The sequence below is a fragment of the Paraburkholderia sp. SSBN10T genome, assembly GCF_056619545.1.
Genome location: NZ_JBWQQI010000007.1, coordinates 198074 through 222674, shown reverse-complemented (window position 1 = coordinate 222674; position 24601 = coordinate 198074). Strand labels below are relative to the sequence as shown.

24 protein-coding genes are annotated in these 24601 nt (G+C 63.4%); 19 read left to right on the top strand and 5 right to left on the bottom strand.

The features are described from left to right. The first annotated feature begins 275 nt into the window (after positions 1 to 275). The 7 genes from AC1ECK_RS13630 (at position 276) to cysM (ending at position 7002) form a co-directional block, all read left to right on the top strand. Positions 276 to 569 (top strand): LapA family protein, encoded by a 294-nt coding sequence (locus AC1ECK_RS13630; RefSeq protein WP_137953799.1) that lies wholly within the window; start codon positions 276 to 278, stop codon positions 567 to 569. A 60-nt stretch (positions 570 to 629) separates the two neighbouring features. Next, a complete protein-coding gene (gene lapB / locus AC1ECK_RS13625; protein WP_480319833.1) occupies positions 630 to 1805 on the top strand; it encodes a lipopolysaccharide assembly protein LapB in 1176 nt (391 codons plus the stop codon). Positions 1806 to 1843: 38 nt separating this feature from the next. After that, positions 1844 to 3247: a UDP-glucose dehydrogenase family protein gene (locus tag AC1ECK_RS13620; RefSeq protein ID WP_480319831.1), complete on the top strand. Its 1404-nt coding sequence runs from the start codon at positions 1844 to 1846 to the stop codon at positions 3245 to 3247. Positions 3248 to 3251: 4 nt separating this feature from the next. After that, positions 3252 to 4226 (top strand): D-glycero-beta-D-manno-heptose-7-phosphate kinase, encoded by a 975-nt coding sequence (gene rfaE1 / locus AC1ECK_RS13615; RefSeq protein WP_480320136.1) that lies wholly within the window; start codon positions 3252 to 3254, stop codon positions 4224 to 4226. A 77-nt stretch (positions 4227 to 4303) separates the two neighbouring features. Continuing rightward, positions 4304 to 5296, top strand: coding sequence for an ADP-glyceromanno-heptose 6-epimerase (gene rfaD, locus AC1ECK_RS13610; RefSeq protein WP_480319829.1), 993 nt, complete (start codon positions 4304 to 4306; stop codon positions 5294 to 5296). Between the two features lie 78 nt (positions 5297 to 5374). Then, positions 5375 to 5758 carry a ComEA family DNA-binding protein gene (locus tag AC1ECK_RS13605; protein WP_480319827.1) on the top strand — a complete coding sequence of 128 codons (384 nt, stop codon included), beginning with the start codon at positions 5375 to 5377 and terminating at the stop codon, positions 5756 to 5758. Positions 5759 to 6099: 341 nt separating this feature from the next. Then, a complete protein-coding gene (cysM, locus tag AC1ECK_RS13600) occupies positions 6100 to 7002 on the top strand; it encodes a cysteine synthase CysM (protein WP_480319825.1) in 903 nt (300 codons plus the stop codon). A 113-nt stretch (positions 7003 to 7115) separates the two neighbouring features. Here cysM and mltB read toward each other — a convergent pair whose 3' ends face one another. Then, entirely contained in the window at positions 7116 to 8471 is a 1356-nt protein-coding gene (gene mltB / locus AC1ECK_RS13595; protein ID WP_480319823.1) for a lytic murein transglycosylase B, read from the bottom strand. 224 nt (positions 8472 to 8695) lie between these two features. Between mltB and AC1ECK_RS13590 the strand changes: the two genes are divergently transcribed. After that, complete coding sequence (locus tag AC1ECK_RS13590) at positions 8696 to 9619, top strand: histone deacetylase family protein (protein ID WP_480319821.1); 924 nt, start codon at positions 8696 to 8698, stop codon at positions 9617 to 9619. Between the two features lie 54 nt (positions 9620 to 9673). After that, positions 9674 to 10555 (top strand): enoyl-CoA hydratase, encoded by an 882-nt coding sequence (locus tag AC1ECK_RS13585; protein WP_480319819.1) that lies wholly within the window; start codon positions 9674 to 9676, stop codon positions 10553 to 10555. Between the two features lie 39 nt (positions 10556 to 10594). On the opposite strand, the gene AC1ECK_RS13580 is transcribed toward AC1ECK_RS13585, so the two are convergent. Then, positions 10595 to 11542, bottom strand: coding sequence for an alpha/beta hydrolase (locus AC1ECK_RS13580; RefSeq protein WP_480319817.1), 948 nt, complete (start codon positions 11540 to 11542; stop codon positions 10595 to 10597). A gap of 237 nt (positions 11543 to 11779) precedes the next feature. Between AC1ECK_RS13580 and AC1ECK_RS13575 the strand changes: the two genes are divergently transcribed. From AC1ECK_RS13575 to AC1ECK_RS13550, 6 genes are all read left to right on the top strand, one after another. Then, positions 11780 to 12814 carry a methionine ABC transporter ATP-binding protein gene (locus AC1ECK_RS13575; RefSeq protein WP_480319815.1) on the top strand — a complete coding sequence of 345 codons (1035 nt, stop codon included), beginning with the start codon at positions 11780 to 11782 and terminating at the stop codon, positions 12812 to 12814. Further along, positions 12804 to 13457: a methionine ABC transporter permease gene (locus tag AC1ECK_RS13570; protein ID WP_480319813.1), complete on the top strand. Its 654-nt coding sequence runs from the start codon at positions 12804 to 12806 to the stop codon at positions 13455 to 13457. Before AC1ECK_RS13575 ends, AC1ECK_RS13570 begins: the two co-directional genes overlap by 11 nt. A 48-nt stretch (positions 13458 to 13505) precedes the next feature. Further along, positions 13506 to 14306 (top strand): MetQ/NlpA family ABC transporter substrate-binding protein, encoded by an 801-nt coding sequence (locus AC1ECK_RS13565; protein WP_480319811.1) that lies wholly within the window; start codon positions 13506 to 13508, stop codon positions 14304 to 14306. Positions 14307 to 14548: 242 nt separating this feature from the next. Next, positions 14549 to 15298: an electron transfer flavoprotein subunit beta/FixA family protein gene (locus AC1ECK_RS13560; RefSeq protein WP_480319809.1), complete on the top strand. Its 750-nt coding sequence runs from the start codon at positions 14549 to 14551 to the stop codon at positions 15296 to 15298. A gap of 13 nt (positions 15299 to 15311) precedes the next feature. Next, complete coding sequence (locus AC1ECK_RS13555; protein ID WP_480319807.1) at positions 15312 to 16247, top strand: electron transfer flavoprotein subunit alpha/FixB family protein; 936 nt, start codon at positions 15312 to 15314, stop codon at positions 16245 to 16247. A gap of 103 nt (positions 16248 to 16350) precedes the next feature. Next, positions 16351 to 18141 carry an acyl-CoA dehydrogenase gene (locus AC1ECK_RS13550; RefSeq protein WP_480319805.1) on the top strand — a complete coding sequence of 597 codons (1791 nt, stop codon included), beginning with the start codon at positions 16351 to 16353 and terminating at the stop codon, positions 18139 to 18141. A gap of 145 nt (positions 18142 to 18286) precedes the next feature. Here the strand turns inward: AC1ECK_RS13550 and AC1ECK_RS13545 are convergent, their stop codons facing one another. Continuing rightward, positions 18287 to 19573, bottom strand: coding sequence for a D-amino acid dehydrogenase (locus tag AC1ECK_RS13545; protein ID WP_480319803.1), 1287 nt, complete (start codon positions 19571 to 19573; stop codon positions 18287 to 18289). Positions 19574 to 19742: 169 nt separating this feature from the next. On the opposite strand from AC1ECK_RS13545, the gene AC1ECK_RS13540 reads away from it, so the two are divergent. Both AC1ECK_RS13540 and AC1ECK_RS13535 read left to right on the top strand, forming a co-directional pair. Beyond that, complete coding sequence (locus AC1ECK_RS13540) at positions 19743 to 20231, top strand: Lrp/AsnC ligand binding domain-containing protein (protein WP_480319801.1); 489 nt, start codon at positions 19743 to 19745, stop codon at positions 20229 to 20231. Between the two features lie 122 nt (positions 20232 to 20353). Then, positions 20354 to 21478, top strand: a complete 1125-nt coding sequence (locus tag AC1ECK_RS13535) for a PA0069 family radical SAM protein (protein ID WP_480319799.1) — start codon at positions 20354 to 20356, stop codon at positions 21476 to 21478. A gap of 32 nt (positions 21479 to 21510) precedes the next feature. Here the strand turns inward: AC1ECK_RS13535 and AC1ECK_RS13530 are convergent, their stop codons facing one another. Further along, positions 21511 to 21978, bottom strand: a complete 468-nt coding sequence (locus AC1ECK_RS13530) for a TM2 domain-containing protein (protein WP_480319797.1) — start codon at positions 21976 to 21978, stop codon at positions 21511 to 21513. Between the two features lie 147 nt (positions 21979 to 22125). Continuing rightward, a complete protein-coding gene (locus AC1ECK_RS13525; RefSeq protein ID WP_480320134.1) occupies positions 22126 to 23256 on the bottom strand; it encodes a PQQ-dependent sugar dehydrogenase in 1131 nt (376 codons plus the stop codon). 220 nt (positions 23257 to 23476) lie between these two features. On the opposite strand from AC1ECK_RS13525, the gene rpsP reads away from it, so the two are divergent. Both rpsP and rimM read left to right on the top strand, forming a co-directional pair. Beyond that, positions 23477 to 23731 (top strand): 30S ribosomal protein S16, encoded by a 255-nt coding sequence (rpsP, locus tag AC1ECK_RS13520; protein WP_074263786.1) that lies wholly within the window; start codon positions 23477 to 23479, stop codon positions 23729 to 23731. A 132-nt stretch (positions 23732 to 23863) separates the two neighbouring features. Beyond that, positions 23864 to 24577: a ribosome maturation factor RimM gene (gene rimM / locus AC1ECK_RS13515; protein ID WP_480319795.1), complete on the top strand. Its 714-nt coding sequence runs from the start codon at positions 23864 to 23866 to the stop codon at positions 24575 to 24577. Positions 24578 to 24601: the final 24 nt, after the last annotated feature.

The window sequence follows — 24601 nt, the reverse complement described above, 5'->3', positions numbered from 1 at the left end:
GCATGGGTAGCGTCAGCGGCCAAAGCCAGACGGCAAAAGACCAGAAAAAGCGCCTTCGGGCGCTTTTTTTTCGCCCGCGCATTTGCTGCTGCGCAGCCATCGCACCTTTGAGCCACTTGGTAAACCACACGTAAGCGCAGGCGAATGGCTTGTTGCTGCCCACCGGCGGGGCCATCCATTACAATACGGGTCACTTCGGCGCGGGCGACACCGTGGCGCGACGCGCGTCATCAAGCCGGCGTCCTACCCGCAACTGCCGTTGAGAGACCTTATTCATGAAATTTATCGTCTGGTTGATCCGCGTTCTGGTGTTCGTGCTTCTGCTGGTGCTCGCGCTCTCCAACACGCAAACCGCTACGCTGAATTTCCTGGCAGGCTACGCCTGGTCTGCTCCGCTGATCCTGATCGGTCTTGCGTTCTTCGTGGTCGGCCTGCTGGCTGGGCTGGTATCGGCGGCGCCGGCGGTGTTCCGGTTGCGGCTCGAGAACGGGCGCCTCAAGCGTGAATTACGCGTGGCGCGCGAAACCCCGGCGGTGGTCGAAACGCCACCGCTGCCGCCGCTGATCTAGGTTTCCCCTGCCGCGTGCCCGAGGCGCGCGGCGTTCGTTTCTGCACTCCCGATCAATCGCATGGATCTAGACTTCTGGTGGCTGCTCGTCGTACCCGTCGCTTTCGCGTTCGGCTGGATGGCCGCGCGTTACGACCTCAAGACGCTGCTGTCCGAGAGCGCCAACCTGCCGCGTTCGTATTTCCGCGGCCTCAATTTTCTGCTTAACGAACAGCCGGACCAGGCGATCGATGCGTTCATCGAGGTCGTCAAGCTCGACCCGGAAACCATCGAGCTGCACTTCGCCCTCGGCAATCTGTTCCGGCGCCGCGGCGAGACCGACCGCGCGATCCGGGTTCACCAGAACCTGCTGAGCCGCGCCGATTTGCCCGTCACGGAGCGCGACCACGCGGCCTATGAGCTGGGTCAGGACTTTCTGAAGGCGGGTCTGCTAGACCGCGCCGAAGAAACGTTCCGCGCGCTCGAGAGCGGTGACTACGCGCTGGGCGCGCAGCGTGCACTGCTGACCATTTACGAAATCGAGAAGGACTGGAACAAGTCGATCGATACGGCGCGCCACCTTGAAACGATGGGCGCCGAATCGCTGGACAAGGAAATCGCCCAGTTCCACTGTGAACTGGCGCAGGAAGCGCTGCAGCAGAAGAAGCCGGACGAGGCCCGCCGCCAGTTGCATCTGGCGCTGAAGGCCAATCCGCATAGCGTGCGCGCCACCATTCTGTCCGGTGACGTAGAGATGGCCGGCGGTGCGCAGGCGGCGGCGATTGCACAATGGTTGCAGGTCGAGGAACAGAATTCCTCGTACTTGCCGCTGGTGGCGGAAAAGCTGATGAAGGCCTACGAGGCGCTCGGCAGGGCGGAGGACGGCGCGGATTTGCTGACCACCTGGGTAGACCGCTATCCTTCGAACGATCTGCTGGATGTCGCCTATCAGCACGTCGCGGCGTTGCGCGGCCAGGAGGCGGCACATGTGCTGGCGCGCTCGCAGATGCAGAAGTCGCCCAATCTTGCCGGCATGACTCGCCTGCTCGAAGCCCAGCAGGCCACCGCGGAGGAACCGCGGCGCAGTGAGCTCGAGCTGATGCGCACGCTGATCAAGCAGCGCACCAAAAATCTGCCACGGTATACGTGCCAGAATTGTGGTTTCCGGGCACGTCTTTTCTACTGGCAGTGTCCGGGTTGCAGTGGGTGGGAAACCTATGCCCCGCGCCGGGTCGAGCCGATCACGGCGTCGAGCTGAGCCGGAATCCATCACCGGAACCGATTACCGGAACGCGTATGAAAATCACCATTATCGGCACGGGCTATGTCGGCCTTGTCACTGGCGCGTGCCTGGCCGAAATCGGCCACGACGTTTTCTGCCTGGATGTCGATCCGCGCAAAATCGAAATCCTCAACAACGGCGGCGTCCCGATTCACGAGCCGGGCTTGCAGGAAATCATTGCGCGGACCCGGGCGGCGCGGCGCATCACGTTTTCGACGGATGTCGAGGCGAGCGTGGCGCATGGCGACGTGCAGTTCATCGCTGTCGGCACGCCGCCCGATGAAGACGGCTCGGCCGACCTTCAGTACGTGCTCGAAGCGGCGCGCAATATCGGCCGCACCATGAACGGCTTCAAGGTGATCGTCGACAAGTCCACGGTCCCCGTCGGCACGGCGCAGCGGGTGCGCGCGGTGGTCGAAGAGGAACTGGCGAAGCGCGGTCTGGCCGCCAGCGAACAGCATCGTTTCTCGGTCGTCTCGAATCCCGAGTTCCTGAAAGAGGGTGCGGCGGTCGACGACTTCATGCGCCCCGACCGGATTGTGCTCGGCCATGACGAGGACGAAGCCGGCCTGCGTGCGCGCGAATTGATGAAGCGCCTGTACGCGCCGTTTAACCGCAATCACGAACGCACGCTCTACATGGATGTGCGCTCGGCGGAATTCACGAAGTACGCGGCGAACGCGATGCTCGCCACGCGCATCTCCTTCATGAACGAGATGGCGAACCTGGCTGACCGCGTCGGCGCCGATATCGAAGCGGTGCGCCGCGGGATCGGTTCGGACCCGCGCATCGGCTATCACTTTCTGTATGCCGGCTGTGGCTACGGCGGTTCGTGCTTCCCGAAGGACGTGCAGGCGCTGGTGCGTACCGCCAGCGAAAGCGGCCACAACCTGCGCATCCTCGAAGCCGTCGAAGCGGTGAATCACGAGCAGAAGGAAGTGCTCGTGCGCAAGATCACCGGCACGCTCGGCGAGGATCTGAGCGGCCGCACCTTTGCCGTGTGGGGGCTGGCGTTCAAGCCGAACACCGACGACATGCGTGAAGCGCCGAGCCGGCGCATCATCGCGGAGCTTCTGGCGCGCGGCGCCAATGTGCAGGCGTACGATCCGGTCGCCGTCACCGAAGCGCGCCGTGTGTTTGCGCTCGATCTGCATGACGTGCCGCAGCAGATGGCGCGTCTGCACTTTGCCAGCACGCAGAACGAGACGCTCACCGGCGCGGATGCGCTCGTGATCGTCACCGAATGGAAGGAGTTCAAGAGCCCGGACTTCGTGCATCTGAAATCGGTGCTGAAGACGCCGCTTGTTTTCGACGGCCGCAACCTCTACGAACCGGAAGCGATGACCGAACTGGGCATCGATTACCACTCGATCGGACGTCCCTATGTCCAACCTTCCGAACTCCCAGCCGATGTCTGAGTCCATGACCGAAGCCGCCGTATCTGCGCCCGAGAGCGCGCCCGATGCTGCCGCCGTGCCGCGCGCACGGCTGGCCGGCGCCCGTGTGCTGGTGGTGGGCGACGTGATGCTCGACCGCTACTGGTTCGGTGACGTCAATCGTATTTCGCCGGAAGCGCCGGTGCCGGTCGTGCACGTGCAGAAGCAGGAAGATCGCCTGGGCGGCGCCGCGAACGTGGCGCGCAACGCGGTTGCGCTTGGCGCGCAAGCGGGGCTGCTATGCGTGGTCGGGCACGACGAGCCCGGCGAGCGCATCATCCAGTTGCTCGACGATAGCGGCGTGGTGCCGCATCTGGAGCGCGACCCGGCTCTGCTGACCACCATCAAGCTGCGCGTGCTGTCGCGCCAGCAGCAGTTGCTGCGGGTCGACTTCGAGAACACGCCTGCGCACGAGGTGCTGCTGGCGAGTCTCGCCCGCTTCGACGAACTGCTGCCCACGCACGACGTGATCCTGATGTCGGATTACGCCAAAGGCGGTCTGACCCACGTCACGAAGATGATCGCCAAGGCGCACGCAGCCGGCAAACCGGTACTGGTCGACCCGAAGGGCGACGATTGGGAACGCTACCGCGGCGCCACGCTGATCACGCCGAATCGCGCCGAGTTGCGCGAGGTGGTCGGGCAGTGGAAGTCGGAAGAAGACCTGATCGCCCGCGTGACGAAGCTGCGCGCCGAACTCGAATTCAAGGCGCTGCTGCTGACGCGCTCGGAAGAGGGTATGACGCTCTTCTCCGACGACGGCATCCTGCACGCCTCGGCCGTCGCACGCGAAGTGTATGATGTCTCGGGTGCGGGCGACACCGTGATCGCCACGCTGGCCGTGATGCTCGGCGCGGGCCTGTCGCTCGTCGACGCCGTGACCTTGGCGAACCGTGCCGCCGGCATCGTGGTCGGCAAGCTGGGTACCGCCACCGTCGATTACGACGAACTCTTTCTCTAATACCGCACGCCGCTTCGCGCCCGCTTGCGGCACGAAGCGGCTCGCGGCCAGTTGAAGCTCATTTCCGCAGGACGACCATGACTATCATCGTCACCGGCGCGGCCGGTTTTATCGGCAGCAATCTCGTGAAGGCGCTCAACGAGCGCGGTGAACAACGCATCGTTGCCGTCGACAATCTCACGCGCGCGGACAAGTTCAAGAACCTGGTCGATTGCGAGATCGACGATTACCTCGACAAGACCGAATTCGTCGAACGCTTTGCGCGTGGCGATTTCGGCAAGGTGCGCGCGGTGTTCCATGAAGGCGCCTGTTCTGACACGATGGAAACCGACGGCCGCTACATGATGGACAACAACTTCCGCTACAGCCGGGCGGTGCTCGACGCGTGTCTCGCGCAGGGTACGCAGTTCCTGTATGCGTCTTCGGCGGCCACGTATGGCGGTTCGAGCCGTTTCGTCGAAGAGCGCGAAGTGGAGCAGCCGCTCAACGTCTACGGCTATTCGAAGTTCCTGTTCGATCAGGTGATCCGCCGTGTGCTGCCCACCGCGAAAAGCCAGATCGCCGGTTTTCGCTACTTCAACGTCTATGGCCAGCGCGAGACGCACAAGGCGCGCATGGCGTCGGTGGCGTTCCACAATTTCAACCAGTTCCGCGCCGAGGGCAAGGTCAAGCTGTTCGGCGAATACAACGGCTACGCAGCCGGCGAGCAGACGCGCGATTTCGTCTCCGTCGAAGATGTGACGAGGGTCAACCTGCACTTCTTCGATCATCCGGAGAAATCGGGCATCTTCAATCTCGGCAGCGGCCGGGCGCAGCCGTTCAACGACATTGCGACGACCGTCGTCAACACGCTGCGCGCGCTGAATAACGAAGCGCCGCTCTCGCTCGCCGAGCAGGTGCAGCGCGGCTTGATCGAGTACATTCCGTTTCCCGACGCGCTGCGCGGCAAGTACCAGTGCTTCACGCAAGCCGATCTCACGAAGCTGCGCGCGGCGGGTTACGAAGCACCGTTCCTGAGCGTGCAGGAAGGTGTGGACCGCTACGTACGTTGGCTATTCGGCCAGCTATAAATCATTCGCAGACCTCTCTAAACTGGAATCTCCTGGCCGGTGATCGTCACCGGCCGGTTGTAAGAGGGAGATTCCATCATGTTGCGAAAAACCATGGTTACCGCGGCAATGCTCGCCGCATTCGGTCACGCCTACGCGGCGGTCGATGTCAACACGGCTAGCGAAGATGCGCTGCGCGGCATCAAGGGCATCGGTTCCGCCAAGGCCAAAGCCATTCTCGAAGAACGCGACGCGCACGGTCCGTTCAAGGATCCCACCGATCTCAGCAAACGCGTCAAGGGCATGGGCGGGCATACCGTCGAGCGCCTGCAGGCGGAGGGTCTCGCTATCGGTCCGGCTGGCGCTGCTGCTGGTGCACAGGCTGCGTCGCCTGCGCAGGGCAAGGCCGCGGCCGCTGCGGCAGATTCCGCCGCGGCTCCTGGCGGGCAGAAGGGTGGCGCCGCAGTGGTGGTGAAGAAATAGACGTATGTCATAGCCTCGTGCGAGCGGCCTATGGGTCAGATGCACGCTCGAGGCTATGCGGCGGCGGCGCGTGGCTGGGCCCGCGCCACCGTCTCGCAGGCTTTCTTTCTGGTTGGAGTCGACACCTGACACTCCTTCAGCCGTCACTCAGATGACTGGCTCCCGCGGTACTCAGCCGCGGGCTTTTTGCATGGGATGCCGCCTTATATCGCCACGTTATATCGCCATGCCGCGCGAGCGTTGCATCCATGCCGGCAACAGGGCCGCACGGCAGGCTGCTGCACGGTGGTTTAGAATCGTTGGATTGAAGACATCGCGCAGCGACAGCCCCACACCCCAATATGGCCTACAAAACGATTGAAGACACGATCGGCAATACGCCGCTCGTCCAGCTCGTCCGCCTGCCTGACGACGAGATCCGCAGCCGCAACAACGTGATCCTCGGCAAGCTCGAGGGCAATAACCCGGCGGGTTCGGTGAAGGACCGTCCGGCACTGTCGATGATCAAGAAGGCCGAACTGCGCGGCTGCATCAAACCGGGCGACACGCTGATCGAGGCGACCAGCGGCAACACCGGCATCGCACTGGCAATGGCCGCCGCCATTCGCGGTTACAAGATGGTGCTGATCATGCCGGAAGACCTGTCTGTCGAACGGCGTCAGAGCATGGCCGCGTACGGTGCGCAGATTCTGCTGACTCCGGTCACGGGCGGCATGGAATACGCACGCGATCTCGCTGAGCAGATGCAGCGCGAAGGCAAGGGCATCATCCTCGACCAGTTTGCGAACCCGGACAATCCGCTCGCGCACTACGAAACCACCGGCCCGGAAATCTGGCGCGAAACCGAAGGACGCATTACGCACTTCGTCTCGGCCATGGGCACCACCGGCACGATCATGGGCGTGTCGCAGTATCTGAAGGAACAGAATCAGGCTATCGAGATTATCGGTGCACAGCCGGAAGAAGGTTCGCGAATTCCGGGTATCCGCAAGTGGCCGGAAGCGTATCTGCCGAAGATTTTCGACCGCAGCCGTGTCGATCGGGTCGAGAACGTGAGCCAGGCAGCGTCGGAAGCGATGGCGCGCAAAATGGCGGCGGTCGAAGGGATCTTCTGCGGTATTTCCTCAGCGGGCGCATGCGAAGTGGCGCTGCGGGTTGCGCGGCAGGTCGAGAACGCGACCATCGTGTTCGTGGTGTGTGACCGCGGTGACCGGTATCTGTCGACGGGCGTGTTCCCGGCTTGATAGAGCGGCGGTGCGAGCACGCCTCGCGGCTTCGCCAAACGAAAAGCGCCGGCTAGTACCGGCGCTTTTTTTCGTTCAGGCAGTCCGAACGGATTGAACCGATCGCCGACCGGTTATTGCGTGTCCGGCGCGGGTGCGGGTCCTGGAGCCGGCATGCCCATCGGCGCGGGAACCGGGCTGGTCGCCGGGGCGGGCACGGCCATTGGCGCACGTGCGTTAGCCGGCGGCAGCGAAGCCGGCGGCATCGACGGGGGCGGTGCCGAAAGCGGCGCACCGTTGCTGTCCAGATCGCCGGACGCTACCAGTTGCGCCTTGATCTTCTCGCCAAGCTGATACACCGCCAGCGCGTAGAAGAAGCTGCGGTTATAGCGCGTCAGCACGTAGAAGTTCTTCAGCCCCAGCTTGTACTCGGTCGGCAGTCCCGGCGAGGGTAGATCGACGATCGTGACCGGGGTGCCGGCCTCGGCCGCCATATCGAGACCCGGTTGGCTCACCAGCAGCCCGGCGCGCAGCAGTTGCTCGAGTGGCCAGTGCGGTTCGGGCTGGCCGTCGGCGCCGGCTTGCGCGATACCCTGGCTGCCGGCGTCCGGGCTGATGTCCCATACCACCGGCCGGCCGTTCTCCCAGCCGTTCTGTTTCAGATAATTCGCCACGCTGCCGATCGCGTCGGCCTGGCTGGTGCGCAAATCGATCTGCTTGTTGCCGTCATACGAGATCGCGTACTGCACGATGCTGCTCGGCAGAAATTGAGGAATGCCGATGGCGCCGGTGTACGAGCCGAGCACCGTGGTCGGGTCGATTTGCGAGTCGCGGGTCCAGACCAGATAGTCTTCGAGGTTCTTGCGGAAGGTCTGCTCGCGATCGGCGCGATTCGGCGTGTTCGGGTAATCGAAGGCGAGGGTGGTCAGCGCGTCGAGCACGCGGAAGTTACCCATGAAGCGCCCATAGATCGTCTCGACGCCGATAATGCCGACGATCACTTCCGGCGGCACGCCGAATTCCTCGTAGGCGCGTTGCAGCGTTGCCTGGTTGTTGCGCCAGAAGCGCACGCCCGCGTTGATGCGGACCGGGTCGAGGAAGCGCGACTGATACACGCGCCAGTTCTTGACGGACGGCGTGGGCGAGGGCGTGACGAGCTTGACTGCGGTCGCCGAGTAGCTGACGCCGGCAAACAGCGTGTGCAGCGCAGCCGGATCGAAGTCGTAGCGCGCCACCATGTCGTTGATAAAGCCGTCGACATCCGGGTTGTTCGCGTAGCGCTGCGGAATGATTTCTTCTTCGAACGTCTGTCCTTGCGGCACCGGCTGTTGCGGCTGCGCCTGCGTGACCAGCAGCGGCGCTTTGGGCGCGAGGGTCTGTGCCCCAGCCGGACTGGCTGCCGCGAATACGCACCATGCGACGGACAGTGCGGCGGCTACGTTCTGGGTGCACAGCCGGTTTCGTGCGGACAGAGCAAGCTTGACGATCATAGTGAACTGGGAGGTGTGGTGCAAACGGATCGGAAGGTGGCAGAAGGCAACGGAAGGATCAGGGGCAGTATACCCGAGGCCCATTGCCGAACTGTGCAGAAGCGTTGCTACGGCGCGTCCCGGGCAGATGGTGTGGTAACTTGACGGTGTTGGGCGCGCCTTGCGTGCGCGCCTTTGGACGGAGACACGCCGCGCGCTCGTGCGACGCGCCGCACAAGAGAATCATGGCAACAGCCTTTTATTCCCACGCAGACTGCCTGCTTCACGAGATGGGCGAATGGCATCCCGAATGTCCGGCGCGCCTGCAGGCAATCGAAGATCAACTGATCGCAAGCCGCATCGACGCGCTGATCGAGCGCGAATCGCCGCCACTTGCGGAGGAGGCTGCGCTCCTGCGCGTGCATACCCAGGCGCACGTCGACTACATTCGCGGCCGCTCGCCGCAGACGGGTTACGCTGAGATCGATCCGGACACGTCGATGAATCCGCATACCTGGCAAGCCGCGTTGCGCGCGGCGGGTGCTGCGGTGGCCGCCACCGACGCTGTCATCGAGGGCCGTTACGACAACGCATTTTGCAGCGTGCGTCCGCCTGGCCACCACGCCGAGCCGGCGCGGGCAATGGGCTTCTGTTTCTTCAACAACGTCGCGATTGCCGCGCGCCATGCACTGGACGTGCACGGCCTGCAACGGGTGGCGATTGTCGATTTCGACGTCCATCATGGCAACGGCACGGAAGCCGCGTTCTCCGGCGACGCGCGGGTGTTGATGTGCAGTTTCTTCCAGCATCCGTTTTATCCGTTCAGCGGCGCCGATAACCAGGCGCCGAATATGGTCAACGTGCCGATGCCGGCCCGCTCGAAGGGCATGGAAGTGCGCGAGGCGGTCGACATGCTGTGGCTACCGCGCCTGCATGCGTTCAAGCCGGAGATGATCTTCGTGTCGGCCGGCTTCGATGCACATCGTGAGGACGATCTCGGCAACATGGGGCTCGTCGAGGACGATTATGCGTGGCTGACAGATCAGGTTCGCGAGATCGCCAACCGCTATGCGCGCGGCCGGATCGTGAGCTGTCTGGAAGGCGGCTACAACCTGTCGGCGCTCGGGCGCAGCGTGGTTGCGCATATCCGGGCGCTGGCGGGGATCTGAGCCCCGTTGGGTGAGGCATCGGACGAGCGGGGTTGAGCAAGGCGAGGGCGGATCATGAATGATGCGAACGGGCAAACCTCCGGCACTGCGCAAGCGCGTGCGGCAGAAGTGGACGTTGCGAAGACGGACGTGGCCGTCGGCGCCGCCCGATCCGATGCCCCCCTGGTTCTGGTCACGCACGATGCCTATGGCGTGCACGGCGTCGAGCGTTTGACGCTGAACCGGCCGGAAGCGTTTAACGCGTTGTCCGAGGCCTTGCTCGACGCCTTGCAGGCGAGTCTCGCGTCTATCGCCGAAACGGACGCGCGTGTCGTGGTGATCGAAGGGGCGGGCCGGGCGTTTTGCGCTGGCCACGATCTCAAGGAGATGCGCGCGGCGCCTTCGCTATCGTATTACCAACTGCTGTTCGCCCGTTGCACGAAGCTGATGATGACGATCCAGCGTCTGCCGCAGCCGGTGATCGCGCGCGTGCATGGCATTGCGACGGCAGCCGGTTGCCAGCTCGTTGCCATGTGCGATCTGGCCGTGGCTGCCGACACCGCGCGCTTTGCGGTGTCGGGCGTCAATCTCGGTCTGTTTTGCGCGACCCCTTCGGTGCCGTTGTCGCGCAATCTGTCGCGTAAAGCGGCGCTCGAAATGTTGCTGACCGGCGCGTTCATCGACGCTCACGAGGCCCGTCAGCAAGGTCTCGTGAACCGCGTGGCGCCGGCCGGCGAACTCGATGCGGCAGTCGCTGCGCTGGCCTCCAGCATCTGTGCGAAGCCGGTCGAAGCGGTACGCGCCGGCAAAGGGCTGTTCTACCGCCAGCTCGAAATGGGCGTCGAGGCGGCCTACCAGCTAGCCGGTCAGACGATGGCGTGCAACATGATGGGCGAGTCGGCGCTCGAAGGCGTGCAAGCGTTCATCGACAAGCGCGCGCCGCACTGGCAGCGCTGAATGTCGGGGCACGAACCGCTGCAGCACGTGCCCTCCGGCTTAACCACAGCGCGCCTGAATCCATTCGAGCAACTCGCCGATCACCCGCTCGCGGTCGAGGTCGTTCATCGTCTCGTGATAGCTCGCCTCATGCATCGTCAGCGTCTTGTCCGGCGAGCCGGCGTGCTGGCCGAACACGCGGCTGCCGTCGGGCTCCGTGAGCTTGTCGGCGGTGCCGTGATACACCAGCAAGGGCACTCGCAACCCCGCGCGACCGCGTTCGATGCGCGCCATCGCCAGCAGGATCTCGGCACCGGTGCGAGCCGGAATCGAGCCGTGATGCACGAGTGGATCGCTGCGATTCGCCTCGACGATCGCCGGGTTGCGCGAGAGCAGCGCCGCGTCGATTTTCATGGCGGGAAAGCCCGGCCAGACGCGGCTGACGATCTGGCTCATGGTCAGCATCCAGCGCGGCACGTCGCGGCCCGGCGCCAGCGCGGGACTCGAGAGGATCAGGCCCGCTAGCCGGTGACCGCTGCCGGGCAGGCGTTCGATCGCGTACAGCGCGGCAATCGCGCCGCCCATGCTGTGGCCCATCAGGAACAAGGGGGCGCCGTCGTCTGCCGCGACGCTGAGCAAGGCCTCGGCGTCGAGCAGATAATCGTCGAAGCGCTCGATGCGAGCGCGCTTGCCGGGCGCATGGCCGTGACCGCGCAGATCGACGGCGAGCAGTTCGATGCCCGCCGCGTTGAGCCGCTGGGCGAGCGCCGCGTAACGTCCGGCATGCTCGGCAAGGCCGTGAAGCAAGGCGACCGTCGCCCGGCGCGTGCCGACGGCACGCCACCGGTACAGCGGCAGTTCGATGCCGTCGCGGGTCGTGACCAGCGAGCGCGCTGCGCCGCCATCCCGCGTTGTCTCTCCCGTGCCGCTTGCGCGCTCTGCCTCGGCCCCTGAGCCTGGCGCGGCCGCCGGGTCCAGGCGAGCGTTGTTGTACCGGGTAGTCTCCATGTCCGCCCTCGTTGTGGTTTTGATTGGCCCGATCATAGTCTCAGCCCCGTGACACGCGCGAGCACGGTGCGCGGGATTCGCCTCTAATTCCTGCCAGTTATGAAAAGATCGGAATTGATTATTAAAGGCAATGTCGCCGCTGCGGTAGAATCGCGGCTCAAATCCCAATAAAAGTCACGGCGGCCGCTTGCCGGGAGCGCACTGCGCTCGCGGGCAGTTCCGCCGTTTCGTTTTTTCATGATCGAAATACGTAATATTTCCCAGCGTTTCGCTGGACCCCGGGGCTGGGTTGAGGCGTTGCACAACGTCAACCTGTCGATTCCGGCGGGCGAGGTGTTCGGCATCATCGGCCGCAGCGGCGCGGGCAAGAGCACGCTCGTGCGCACCCTCAACCTGCTGACGCGTCCCACTGAAGGCAATATCGTCGTCAACGGCCGCGATCTCACGACCTTATCGGCCGCGCAACTGCGCGAGGCGCGCCGCGAGATCGGCATGATCTTCCAGCACTTCAACCTGCTGTCGTCGCGCACCGTGTACGAGAACGTCGCGCTGCCGCTCGAACTGGCCGGCATGAAGCGCGACGAGATCGAGGCCAACGTGCTGCCGCTGCTCGAACTGGTGGGCCTCTCCGCGCAGAAAGACCGTTACCCGGCGCAGATCAGCGGCGGCCAGAAACAGCGCGTCGGGATCGCCCGGGCGCTCGCAAGCAAGCCGAAGGTGCTGCTGTCCGACGAGGCGACTTCCGCGCTCGACCCGGAAACCACCCGCTCGATTCTCGAACTGCTCAAGCGCATCAATCGCGAACTCGGCCTGACCATCGTGCTGATCACGCACCAGATGGATGTGATCAAGCAGGTCTGCGACCGCGTCGCGGTATTGGATGCGGGCCGCGTCGTCGAACACGGCAAGGTCATCGACGTGTTCCTGCAGCCGCATCACGAAGTGACGCGCGCGCTGATCGGCGACGTGATCGCCCAGGAGCTGCCGCCCGCGCTGAAGGCGCGTGTCGCCGAGCGCCTGAAGACCGGCAGCGGCCATCTGCTGCGCCTCGCCTTCACCGGCTCGGGGGTCGACCAGCCGATCCTGTCCGAAACGATTCGCCGTTACGAACTCGACTTCAACATCCTGCATGGCCAGATCGACGAGATCCAGGGGCAGGCGTTCGGCTCGCTCGCGGTGCTCGCGGGCGGCGAACCGGCGAAGGTGGCGCAGGCGCTGACGTATCTGCGCGAACAGGGTGTGGTGGTGGAGGAGATGTCCTATGTTGAGTGAAATGTTCGATATGTTCGTCCAGTCGTTCTGGGAGACGCTCATCATGGTGGGCATCTCGGGGCTGGTCGGCGCGCTGGTCGGCCTGCCGCTCGGCGTGCTGCTGTATCTGACGGACCGTCAGGGCGTGCTGCAGAACGTCGCGCTGAACCGCTCGATGGGCGTGGTCATCAACGCGGTGCGTTCGACGCCGTTCATCATCTTGCTGGTCGCAGTGATTCCGTTCACGCGCCTCGTGGTCGGCTCGTCGATCGGCACCGCTGCGGCCGTCGTGCCGTTGACGATCGCTGCCGCGCCGTTCATTGCGCGTCTGGTCGAGACGGCGCTGCGCGAAGTGGACCGCGGCCTGATCGAGGCCGCTCAGGCGATGGGCGCCACCACCAGCCAGATCGTCTTCAAGGTGCTGTTGCCTGAGTCGTGGCCCGGTGTGGTCGCCGGTCTGACGATTACGTTCGTGTCGCTGGTCGGCTACTCGGCGATGGCGGGCGCGATCGGCGGCGGCGGTCTCGGCGACCTGGGCATCCGTTACGGCTACCAGCGTTACGAGCCGGACGTGATGTGGATGGTCGTCGCGATCCTGATCGTGTTCGTGCAGTTGGTGCAGTCTTTCGGGGATTGGCTCGTGCGTCGCCTGAGCCACAAATAACACAAGGGTTGTCGGAACCCGCTTGAAGAGAATTGGAGAAGATCAGTCATGCAACGCCGTTTTGTTCTGAAGCTCGCCGCCGTACTCGGCGCCGCCGCATTGTTCACCGCTAACACGACGGCTTATGCCGACGACACGATCAAGGTCGGCGTGACCGGCGGCCCGCACGCGCAGTTGATGGAAGTCGTGAAGGGCGTCGCGGCGAAGAACGGTCTGAACATCAAGATCGTCGAATTCGCGGACTACGTCCAGCCGAACGCGGCGCTCGCCGGCGGCGATCTGGACGCCAACAGCTATCAGCACGACCCCTACCTCGAAGCGCAAGTGAAGGACCGTGGCTACAAGCTGATCCGCATTGCCGATACGGTGACCTTCCCGATGGGCATCTACTCGAAGAAGCTCAAGTCGCTTGCCGAGCTGCAGCCGGGTGCGAAGATCGCGGTGCCGAACGATCCGACCAATGGCGGCCGCGCGCTGTTGCTGCTGCAGAAGCAGGGCCTGCTCAAGCTGCGCGCCGACGCCGGCCTGAAGGCTACGCCGCTCGATATCGTCGACAATCCGAAGAAGCTGAAGATCGTCGAACTCGATGCGGCGCAGATTCCGCGCTCGCTCGGCGATGTAGATGCGGCCGCGATCAACACCAACTACGCGATGGAAGCGGGCCTGAAGCCGAAGCAGGACGCGATCGCGATCGAAGATCCCAAGGGTCCGTATGTGAACATCATCGCGATCCGCGAAGCTGACCGGAACAAACCGTGGGTGGCGAAGCTGATTGCGGCGTACCACTCGCCGGAAGTGAAGCAGTACATCGACGCGAAGTACGGTGGCGCGGTGGTCGCCTCCTGGTAAGGCGCAACGCCGAACACCACAACCGTCATCGATGGCAAATGAAGAATTAGAGTCGTAGGTCTTAACCCGGGGTTGTCGCCCGGGTTTTTTCGGGATTAAAATAGAACGACCGTTCGTTATTGCTGTCACGCCGCTGAGGAGCGCTATCCTCGATGTAAACCAGCCTGCGACACGGCTGCCGCAAAGGTGCAGTCGCTATAATGTTCGCTGGGTTGACGTATTCGTAACTTTGGAGCGTGTGCATGAAAATCCTGGTGCCAGTCAAGAGAGTGGTCGACTACAACGTGAAAGTCCGGGTGAAGTCGGACGGCACGGGCGTCGACATCGCGAATGTAAAGATGTCGATGAACCCGTTCGACGAGATCGCCGTGGAAGAGGCGGTGCGTCTGAAGGAAGCGGGCGTGGCGACGGAAGTGATCGCCGTGTCGGCGGGCGTGACGCAGGCGCAGGAAACGCTGCGCACGGCGCTGGCCATCGGCGCGGACCGCGCGATCCTGATCGAGTCGAATGAAGACCTGCAGCCGCTGGCTGTGGCCAAGCTGCTGAAGGCGCTGGTCGACAAGGAACAGCCTTCGCTGGTGATCCTCGGCAAGCAGGCCATCGACGACGATTCGAACCAGACGGGTCAGATGCTGGCCGCGCTGGCGAACCTGCCGCAGGCGACGTTCGCCTCGAAAGTTGTCGTAGCGGACGGCAAGGCCACGGTGTCGCGCGAAGTGGATGGCGGCGCGGAAACGCTGTCGCTGACACTGCCGGCCGTGATCACGACCGACCTGCGCCTGAACGAGCCGCGTTATGTGACGCTGCCGAACATCATGAAGGCGAAGAAGAAGCCGCTGGAAACGCTCAAGCCGGAAGACCTCGGCGTTGACGTGAGCCCGCGCCTGAAGACGCTGAAAGTCGTCGAGCCGCCGAAGCGCAGCGCCGGTGTGAAGGTTGCTGACGTGAAGACGCTGGTCGAGAAGCTGAAGACCGAAGCCAAGGTGCTGTGAGGAGACGGACGAAATGACGATTCTGGTAATTGCGGAACACGACAACGCGTCGCTGAAGGCGGCGACGCTGAACACGATTGCAGCCGCGGCAAAGATTGGCGGTGATGTGCACGTGCTGGTGGCCGGTCACAACGCGCAAGGCGCGGCTGAGGCTGCAGCGAAGGTAGCGGGTGTCGCCAAGGTATTGCTGGCCGATGCGCCGCAACTCGAAGCGGGCCTCGCGGAGAACGTCGAAGCGACGGTGCTGAACATTGCGAAGGACTATTCGCATATCCTCGCGCCGGCTACCGCGTACGGCAAGAACATCGCCCCGCGTATCGCGGCGAAGCTCGATGTCGCGCAGATCAGCGACATCACCGCTGTGGACAGCGCCGACACGTTCGAGCGCCCGATCTACGCGGGCAACGCGATTGCAACGGTGCAGTCGGGCGATCCGGTCAAGGTCATCACGGTGCGTACCACCGGTTTCGACCCGGTCGCGGCAGAAGGCGGCAGCGCCGCAGTGGAGACGATTGCGGCAGCAGCCGACAGCGGCCTGTCGCAGTTCGTGAGCCGCGAAGTGACGAAGCTGGACCGTCCGGAGCTGACCTCGGCATCGATCATCGTGTCGGGTGGCCGCGGTCTGGGTAGCGGCGAGAACTACACGAAGGTGCTCGAGCCGCTGGCTGACAAGCTGGGCGCAGCACTGGGCGCATCGCGTGCGGCGGTCGACGCCGGCTTCGTGCCGAACGACTACCAGGTGGGCCAGACCGGCAAGATCGTCGCCCCGCAACTATACGTGGCGGTCGGCATTTCGGGTGCGATCCAGCATCTGGCCGGGATGAAGGACTCGAAGGTCATCGTGGCGATCAACAAGGACCCGGAAGCGCCGATTTTCAGCGTGGCCGACTACGGTCTGGTGGGCGATCTGTTCACGGTCGTGCCCGAGCTGGTAAGCGAACTCGGCTGACCCTAACCACGCCATAAAAAAGGCGTCTGACAGTAAACGAAGGGACGCGGGGACCGTTAGTCCAGCGTCCCTTTTTTATATCGCAGACAGGAGGAGAACTGAAATGAGCTATACGGCGCCCGTCAAGGACATGTTGTTCGTGATGAAAGAACTGGCCGCACTCGAAGATATCGCGATGCTGCCGGGTTTCGAAGATGCCAACCTCGACACGGCGCAGGCCGTGCTCGAAGAATCGGCCCGGCTGTGCGGCGAGGTTCTGGCGCCGTTGAACGTCGAAGGCGACCGCAATCCGAGTAGCTGGAAGGACGGCAAGGTCACGGCGACGCCCGGTTTTGCCGAAGCGTTCCGGCAGTTCGCCGAGGGTGGTTGGCAAGGCGTGCAGCATCCTTTGGACTACGAAGGCCAGGGGCTGCCGAAGCTGATCGCGACGCCTTGCGTCGAAATGCTCAACGCGTCGAATCTCTCCTTCGCGCTGTGTCCGCTGCTCACCGACGGCGCGATTGAAGCTCTCCTGACGGCGGGGACCGAAGCCCAGAAACAGACCTACGTACCGAAGCTGATCTCGGGCGAATGGACCGGCACGATGAACCTTACCGAGCCGCAGGCCGGCTCGGATCTGGCGCTCGTGCGCACGCGCGCCGAGCCGCAGGGCGACGGCTCGTTCAAGCTGTTCGGAACCAAGATTTTCATCACGTGGGGCGAGCACGACATGGCGAAGAATATCGCCCATCTCGTGCTGGCGCGTACCCCGAACGCACCGGAAGGCGTGAAGGGCATTTCGCTCTTTATCGTGCCGAAGTTCCTCGTCAAAGAGGACGGCTCGCTCGGCGAGCGCAACGACGTGCATTGCGTGTCGATCGAACATAAGCTCGGCATCAAGGCGAGCCCGACGGCCGTGCTGCAGTTCGGCGATCACGGCGGCGCGATCGGCCACTTGATCGGCGAAGAAAATCGCGGTCTCGAGTACATGTTCATCATGATGAACGCCGCGCGTTTCGCGGTGGGCATGCAGGGGGTGGGTGTGTCGGACCGTGCCTATCAGAAGGCGGTGGCGTATGCGAAGGAGCGCGTGCAAAGCCGGCCGGTCGATGGCTCGGCCAAGCAGTCCGTTTCGATCATTCATCATCCGGACGTGCGCCGCATGCTGGCGACGATGCGTGCGTTGACCGAGGGTTCGCGTGCGCTCGCTTATGTCGCGGCTTCCCATTGCGATATTGCGCATCGTCATCCCGATGAAGCGAAGCGCAACGAGCATCAGGCGATCTACGAATTCCTCGTGCCGATCGTGAAGGGCTGGAGCACTGAGCTGTCGATCGACGTAACGAGCCTCGGCGTGCAGGTGCACGGCGGCATGGGCTTTATCGAAGAGACCGGCGCGGCTCAGTACTACCGCGACGCGCGGATTCTGCCGATCTACGAAGGCACCACCGCGATCCAGGCGAACGACCTGATTGGCCGCAAGACCTTGCGTGACGGCGGCGCGGTGGCGAAGTCGCTGCTGGCCGCGATTGCCGGGACCGTCGAGGCGCTTGGCGCGCAGCAAGGATCGGCGTTCCAGTCGATGCAGCAGCAGCTTGCGCAGGGGCATCGCGCGCTGGCAGCGGCGGTGGAGTTCGTGCTCGCCAATACGAAGCGGGATCCGAATGCGGTGTTCGCCGGCAGCGTGCCGTATCTGAAGCTGGCGGGCATCGTGCTCGGCGGCTGGCAGATGGCGCGTGCGTTGCTGGTGGCTGCCGGGAAGCGCGCTGAGGATCCGTCGTTCTATGGCGCGAAGATCGCGACTGCGCAGTTCTACGCGGAGCATGTGCTGCCGCAGGCGGCGGCGCTGGAAGCGTCGATTGTCAGCGCGAAGGGGGATGAGGGCGTGTTGGCGCTGTCGGAGGATCAGTTCTGATCTGATGCTCCACGCGGATGCGTGGTTGCGTGATCGATGAGATTGTTGTGCAAAAAACAAACGGCGCCTGCAAGCAGAGGCGCCGTTTGTTTTTAGGTAGACCGGGCAGCTTTAACGTCCAGTGGCCCTGACAATCCGAAACCGCTCAGGCGTAAGCCGGCCGGGTCGTGCCGCCCGTTTCGCCGAGATAGCGATGTACCGACAGATCATCCGCCTGGATCGCGGGCTGCTTGCCCGACATCAGGTCGGCGAGCAGTTGGCCCGAGCCGCACGACATGGTCCAGCCAAGCGTGCCGTGGCCGGTATTGATGAACAGGTTCGATACGGGCGTGCGGCCTACAATCGGCGTACCGTCCGGCGTCATCGGACGCAGACCGGTCCAGAAGCTGGCCTTGGCCGTATCGCCGCCGCCAGGGAACAGATCGTTCACGCACATTTCGAGCGTTTCCCGGCGCGCCTCACGCAGCGACTTGTCGAAGCCGACGATCTCCGCCATGCCGCCCACGCGAATCCGGTCGTCGAAACGGGTGATGGCAATCTTGTAGGTTTCGTCCAGCACCGTCGAAACCGGAGCGGCCGCCGCGTCGACAATAGGCGCCGTGATCGAATAACCCTTCAGCGGATAAACCGGGATCTTGACGATGTCCGACAGGAATTTCGTGGAGTACGAACCGAGCGCGACGACGAACACGTCGCCACGCACCAGCTCGCTGCCACATTGCACGCCGGCGATCCGGCCGCCGGACGTCGCGAGTGCATCGATCGGCGTGTTGTAGCGGAATTTCACGCCCAGTTCTTCAGCGAGCGCGGCAAGACGCGTGGTGAACAACTGGCAATCGCCGGTTTCGTCACCCGGCAGGCGCAGGCCGCCGGTCAGCTTGTGCGCGGTCGCGGCGAGCGCCGGTTCGGCGCGCGCCAGTTCGGCGGACGACAGCAGTTCATACGGCACATTGGCGTCTTTCAGCACGGCGATGTCTTTTGCCGCGCCATCGAATTGCTGCTGCGTGCGGAACACTTGCAGCGTGCCGCCGGTACGGCCTTCGTACTGGATGCCGGTATCGGCGCGCAGCGCCTGCAGGCAGTCGCGGCTGTATTCGGCGAGGCGCACCATGCGGCCCTTGTTCACGGCGTAGCGCGAGGACGTGCAGTTCTGCAGCATCTGCCACATCCATTGCAACTGGAATTGCGTGCCGTCGAGGCGGATGGCGAGCGGCGCGTGTTTCTGGAACATCCATTTGACGGCCTTCAGCGGCACACCCGGGGCGGCCCAAGGCGATGCGTAGCCCGGCGAGATCTGGCCGGCGTTGGCAAAGCTCGTTTCAAGCGCCGGGCCGGCTTCACGGTCGATCACGGTCACTTCGTGACCGGCACGCGCAAGATAATAAGCGCTCGTCACCCCGACGACGCCACTGCCCAAAACGACGACTCGCATAGCTGCTCCAGAAGGTTCTTGGGGGCTTGCGCGTCCGCGGATGGCTCAACTCGTTTGTAGATAGTTCGATTAACGAGGTGATACGCTTTCAGCCCAGTGTTAACCGCTATACTATTGAGTCTAAGGTAGGTTTTGTTATTGTATTTTTCCGATTTTCAGTAAAAAGACCATGCGAACCCAGCGTCAACCGATCCGCGCGCTCGACAAGCTCGATCACAAGATCCTCCGGCTGCTGCAGCAGGACGGCCGGATGGCAATGAAAGACCTTGCCGAGCAGGTTGGGCTGTCGGTGACGCCGTGCATCGAACGGGTCAAGCGCATGGAACGCGACGGCGTGATTACCGGCTACCACGCGCGCGTCAATCCGGCCGAACTGGGCGCCGCGCTGCTGGTGTTCGTCGAGATTACGCTCGACCACAAGAGCGGCAACATGTTCGACCAGTTCCGCCGCGAAGTGCAGAAGATTCCCGAGGTGCTGGAATGCCATCTGGTGTCGGGCGACTTCGACTATCTGATCAAGGCGCGTATCGGCGAGATGGCCGATTATCGCAAGCTGCTCGGCGACATCCTCCTGCAATTGCCGGGAGCGGTGCAGTCGAAGAGCTATGTGGTAATGGAAGAAATCAAGGAAAGTTTGACCATCGCAGTCGGCGAATAAGACGCTGCGGTCGCACCGCAGTCATCTCGCAATGGCGCTCGACAAACGGCGTAAACACTGTATATTTATACAGTGTTTACGCCGTTTGTCGTTTCAGCTTTTTATTTGCGTTGTACCTCGCCGTGACCGATTCAGTCCCCGAATATCCGATCGCCCCGCCTACGCCCCGCAAGGGGCGCGGCGCCGTCACGAACCTGCAAGGCCGCTATGAAGTCGACCAGCGCGAGGCAGTCGACGACGGCTGGGTGCAGCACGAGGAAGAAGAGGGCGGGCCGCCCGCGTTGCGTACGCAGGTGTTCAACGAACGGGCGAAGACCATTTTGACCCGCAACGCGTCGCCGGACATTCCGTTCAGCGTGTCGCTCAACCCGTACCGTGGGTGCGAGCACGGTTGTATTTACTGCTTTGCGCGGCCCACGCATAGTTATCTAGGCTTGTCGCCGGGGCTCGATTTCGAAAGTCGTATCTACGCCAAGGTCAACGCGCCGGAATTGCTCGAGCGCGAGCTATCTAAGAAGTCCTACGTGCCGGAGCCGATCGCCTTGGGCGTCAATACGGATGCCTGGCAACCGGTCGAGCGTGATTTGCGTCTCACGCGCCGGGTGATCGAAGTCTTGAGCGCCCGCGGTCATCCGTTTGCGGCCATTACGAAATCGTCGCTGATCGAGCGCGATCTGGATTTGCTCGCGCCCATGGCGGCGCGCGGACAGTTCATGGCGGCGATTACGATCACCACACTCGACGCCGGGATCGCCCGCACACTCGAACCGCGTGCGGCGACGCCGGCGCGGCGGTTGCGCACAATCCGCACCCTCAGCGAGGCGGGCATACCTGTTGGGGTGAGCATCGCACCGGTGATTCCCTTCGTCACGGAACCGGACATGGAACGTGTGCTGGAAGCATGTGCTGAAGCCGGGGCAAGCAACGCCAGCTATATCGTGCTGCGCCTGCCGTGGGAAGTGGCGCCGCTATTCAAGGGCTGGCTCGCGGCGCATTTTCCGGATCGCGCCGACCGGGTCATGAGTCGGGTGCGCGACATGCGTGGCGGGAAGGACTACGACGCTTCCTATGCAACCCGCATGAAGGGCGAGGGCCTATGGGCCGATCTGCTGAAGCAGCGCTTTCATCAGGCCGTGCGCCGACTCGGTCTGAACGAGCGCCGGCGCGGCATTCTCGATATGTCGCAGTTTATGCGTGGAGAGCCGCCTCGCCAGGTGCGTGACGATCCGCAAATGAGTCTTTTCTAGGTGGGGCGTTCGTGCAGCGTAGCCGCGGTCGTCTATTGAGACAACGCTTTGGCCGCCTGAACCTGCGATTCGAAGTAGGTCTGGAACGAGAGTGCAAGGCCGGTCATGAGCAGCATCGCGCCGATGAACAGCGAAAAGATCACCACGAAAATCACGCTCCAGCCCGAGCGGCTGCGTTGCTGCGTCTGCGCATTGAATTGCGCGTCCCATTTCTCATCGGGACGCAGGCCGTAGACGATGGCCGCAAGGAATGCGGCAAACAGCGAGATGGCGCCCGGAACCGCCAGCACCCAGCCGAGCGCCGAGGTCCGCTCGCTGGCGATCAGCAGCAGAACGCCGGGAATGCCGAGCAGGGTGCAGATCAGGTGGACCCAGCCGTACACATCGCGCTGTCCATATAAATAGAAGCGGTGCGCGCCGAGGCTGCCGAAGAAGAACGCGAGCGCTGCGGTAATTGTCTTGGACCTGAAGCGTGGAGAATTCGAAACGCGGGTGGACATGTGGGCAAGAGTTCAGTGACAGGCGGTCGCGAGGACCGGCGCGCAACTGTGCGCGGACCGACGCGCATTCTACGCCCGGGGGCGCGGCGCCGGTCACGTCGCATCCTGATTGACGGAATTCGCGCGTTGGCTGCTCATTGAGCCTCGTCAGGGCGCAGCGTACGTCACCCGATAAATCGCACCGGCATAATCGTCGCTGATCAGCAAAGAACCGTCGGGCATTGGCTGGACGTCGTCCGGGCGGCCCCAGACGTTTTCATCGGGCATCAGCCAGCCTTCGACGAAGACCTCCTGATGCGCACCACTGCCGTCCGGGTTGGTGATGACGCGCATGACCCGGTAGCCGACTTTCTTGCTGCGGTTCCAGGAGCCGTGCTCAGCGATGAAGATATTGTTGCGATAGGCAGCGGGGAACATCGAGCCGGTATAGAAACGCATGCCCAGCGAAGCGACGTGGGCGCCGAGTTTGAGCGCCGGCGGCGTGAAGGCGCTGCAGGGATGATCTTTATTGCCGTACTCGGGGTCAGGCGTGTCGCCGCCGTGACAATACGGATAGCCGAAGTCCATGCCCACTCGCGGGGCGCGGTTGAGCTTGTCGTCAGGGACATCGTCGCCCATCATGTCACGGCCGTTGTCGGTGAACCAAAGTTCGTGCGTGACCGGATGCCAGGCGAAGCCGACTGTATTGCGCACGCCGCGCTCGATGGTCTCATAGTGACTGCCGTCCGGGTCCATCCTCCCGATCATGGCGTAGCGATCGCGGTCGGGCAGGCAGATATCGCACGGCGCGCCTTGCGGTACGTAGAGCTTGCCATCCGGGCCGAAAGCGATAAATTTCCAGCCGTGATGGCGCTCGGTAGGCAGCTTGCCGTTGATGACAACCGGCTTGGGCGGGTCGTTTAAATGGGTGTCGATCGCGTCGAAGCGCAGGATTTCCGAGACGGCCGATACATAGAGCGAGCCGTCGCGCCATGCCACGCCGGCCGGCGTCTCCAGCCCGGACGCGATGACGTGACGCGCAACCACGTGCGAGTCGCGCAATTCAAGCGCGTACACGTGGCCGTCGAGGCTACCGGCGTATAGCACGCCGTTTGGCGAAAGCGCCATGCCGCGTGCACTCGGCACCTCGTCGGAGAGCACCTGAATGTGAAAGCCCGGTGGCAGCTTGAGCCGCTCGATCGGCAGGGCGGCGAGCACCGGGTGGGTCAGCATCAGCAGCAGTGCGGCGGCCAGATAGCGATGAGCGCGCGTCCGCCTGGCTTGCGTGACAAGCCGCAACGGGGCGAAAAGCGCGCCAGGCAGGGCGGCAATGAGGGCAGGTTTCACGGGCGTTCCATCGTGCTATTCAGGCGATTTGACGGGGCCCGGCCGGCTGGACTGTATGGCCAGCGCAACCGTGAATCTCAGTTTATCCCGGTAAGTGTTTGTTATGGCTTCAGTTTCCCGCTATAATCACGTGTTTCAGTGGTTCCGAACCCCGGTTTTCAAGGATTCTAGTATGGTCATCATCCGCTTGGCTCGTGGCGGCTCCAAGAAGCGCCCGTTCTACAACATCGTCGCAACCGATTCGCGTAACCGTCGTGACGGCCGCTTCATCGAACGCGTTGGCTTCTACAACCCGATCGCTACGAAGGGTGAGTCGCTGCGTATCGCTCAAGACCGCCTGACGTACTGGCAAGGCGTTGGCGCACAACTGTCGCCGACGGTCGAGCGTCTCGTGAAGGAAGCGCAAAAGGCGCAGCCGGCTGCTTAATGGTAGCTAGCATGTGCATCGCCGGCGGCTCGCGCAACTTGCGCGAGGTGTCCGATGCGCGAGTTTTGCTGCAGGTTTTAGCAAAGGCGCAGGCAGCGAAGTTCGCCCTGATTTGCGCTATGAGGCTCTCTCATGTCTGAGCGTGATTCAGGAAGTTCAGGTCGCGCCAAGGCTGCTCCGCGTACCGAGGCATCGTTCGGCGCATTCGTCCGTAAGCCGGTCGAGCGCGCCCAGGGCAAGGCCGGGCCGGGTGCCGCCAGTGCCGCTCCGGCCGCTGAGGCAATGCGCCCGGAAACGGCCGAAAGCTGGCCGGACGACGCGGTTGAAGTGGGCGCGATTGTCGACGCTTACGGCCTCAAGGGCTGGGTCAAGGTAGCCGCGCATGCGGATGCCGGACGTGGTGGCGACGCGTTGCTGAGCGCGAAGCGCTGGTGGCTGATGAAAGGCCGTGAGCGCAGTTCGGCACCGGCGCTGCAGGCAAAGATACACAGCGATAGCATTGTGGCCCAGCTGGGCGGCACGGCTGACCGCGACGAGGCGCTCGCGCTGCGTGGCACCCGCGTGTACATCTGCCGTAGCGATTTCCCGGCGCTCGAAGCTGACGAATTCTACTGGGTCGACCTGCTCGGCCTGGATGTCGTGAACCTCACCGGGGTTTCCCTCGGCAAGGTGGCCGACATGATCGACAACGGTGCGCACTCGGTGTTGCGTATCGAATACCCGGCTGCCGGCAAAGACGGTAAGTCGGTGACTGGCGAACGCTTGATCCCGTTCGTCGGTGTTTATGTCAAAACAGTTGACCAGAAGGCGAAGCAGATCACCGTCGACTGGGAAGCTGACTATTAAACGAGCTCGTTGACCGGAGAGAGC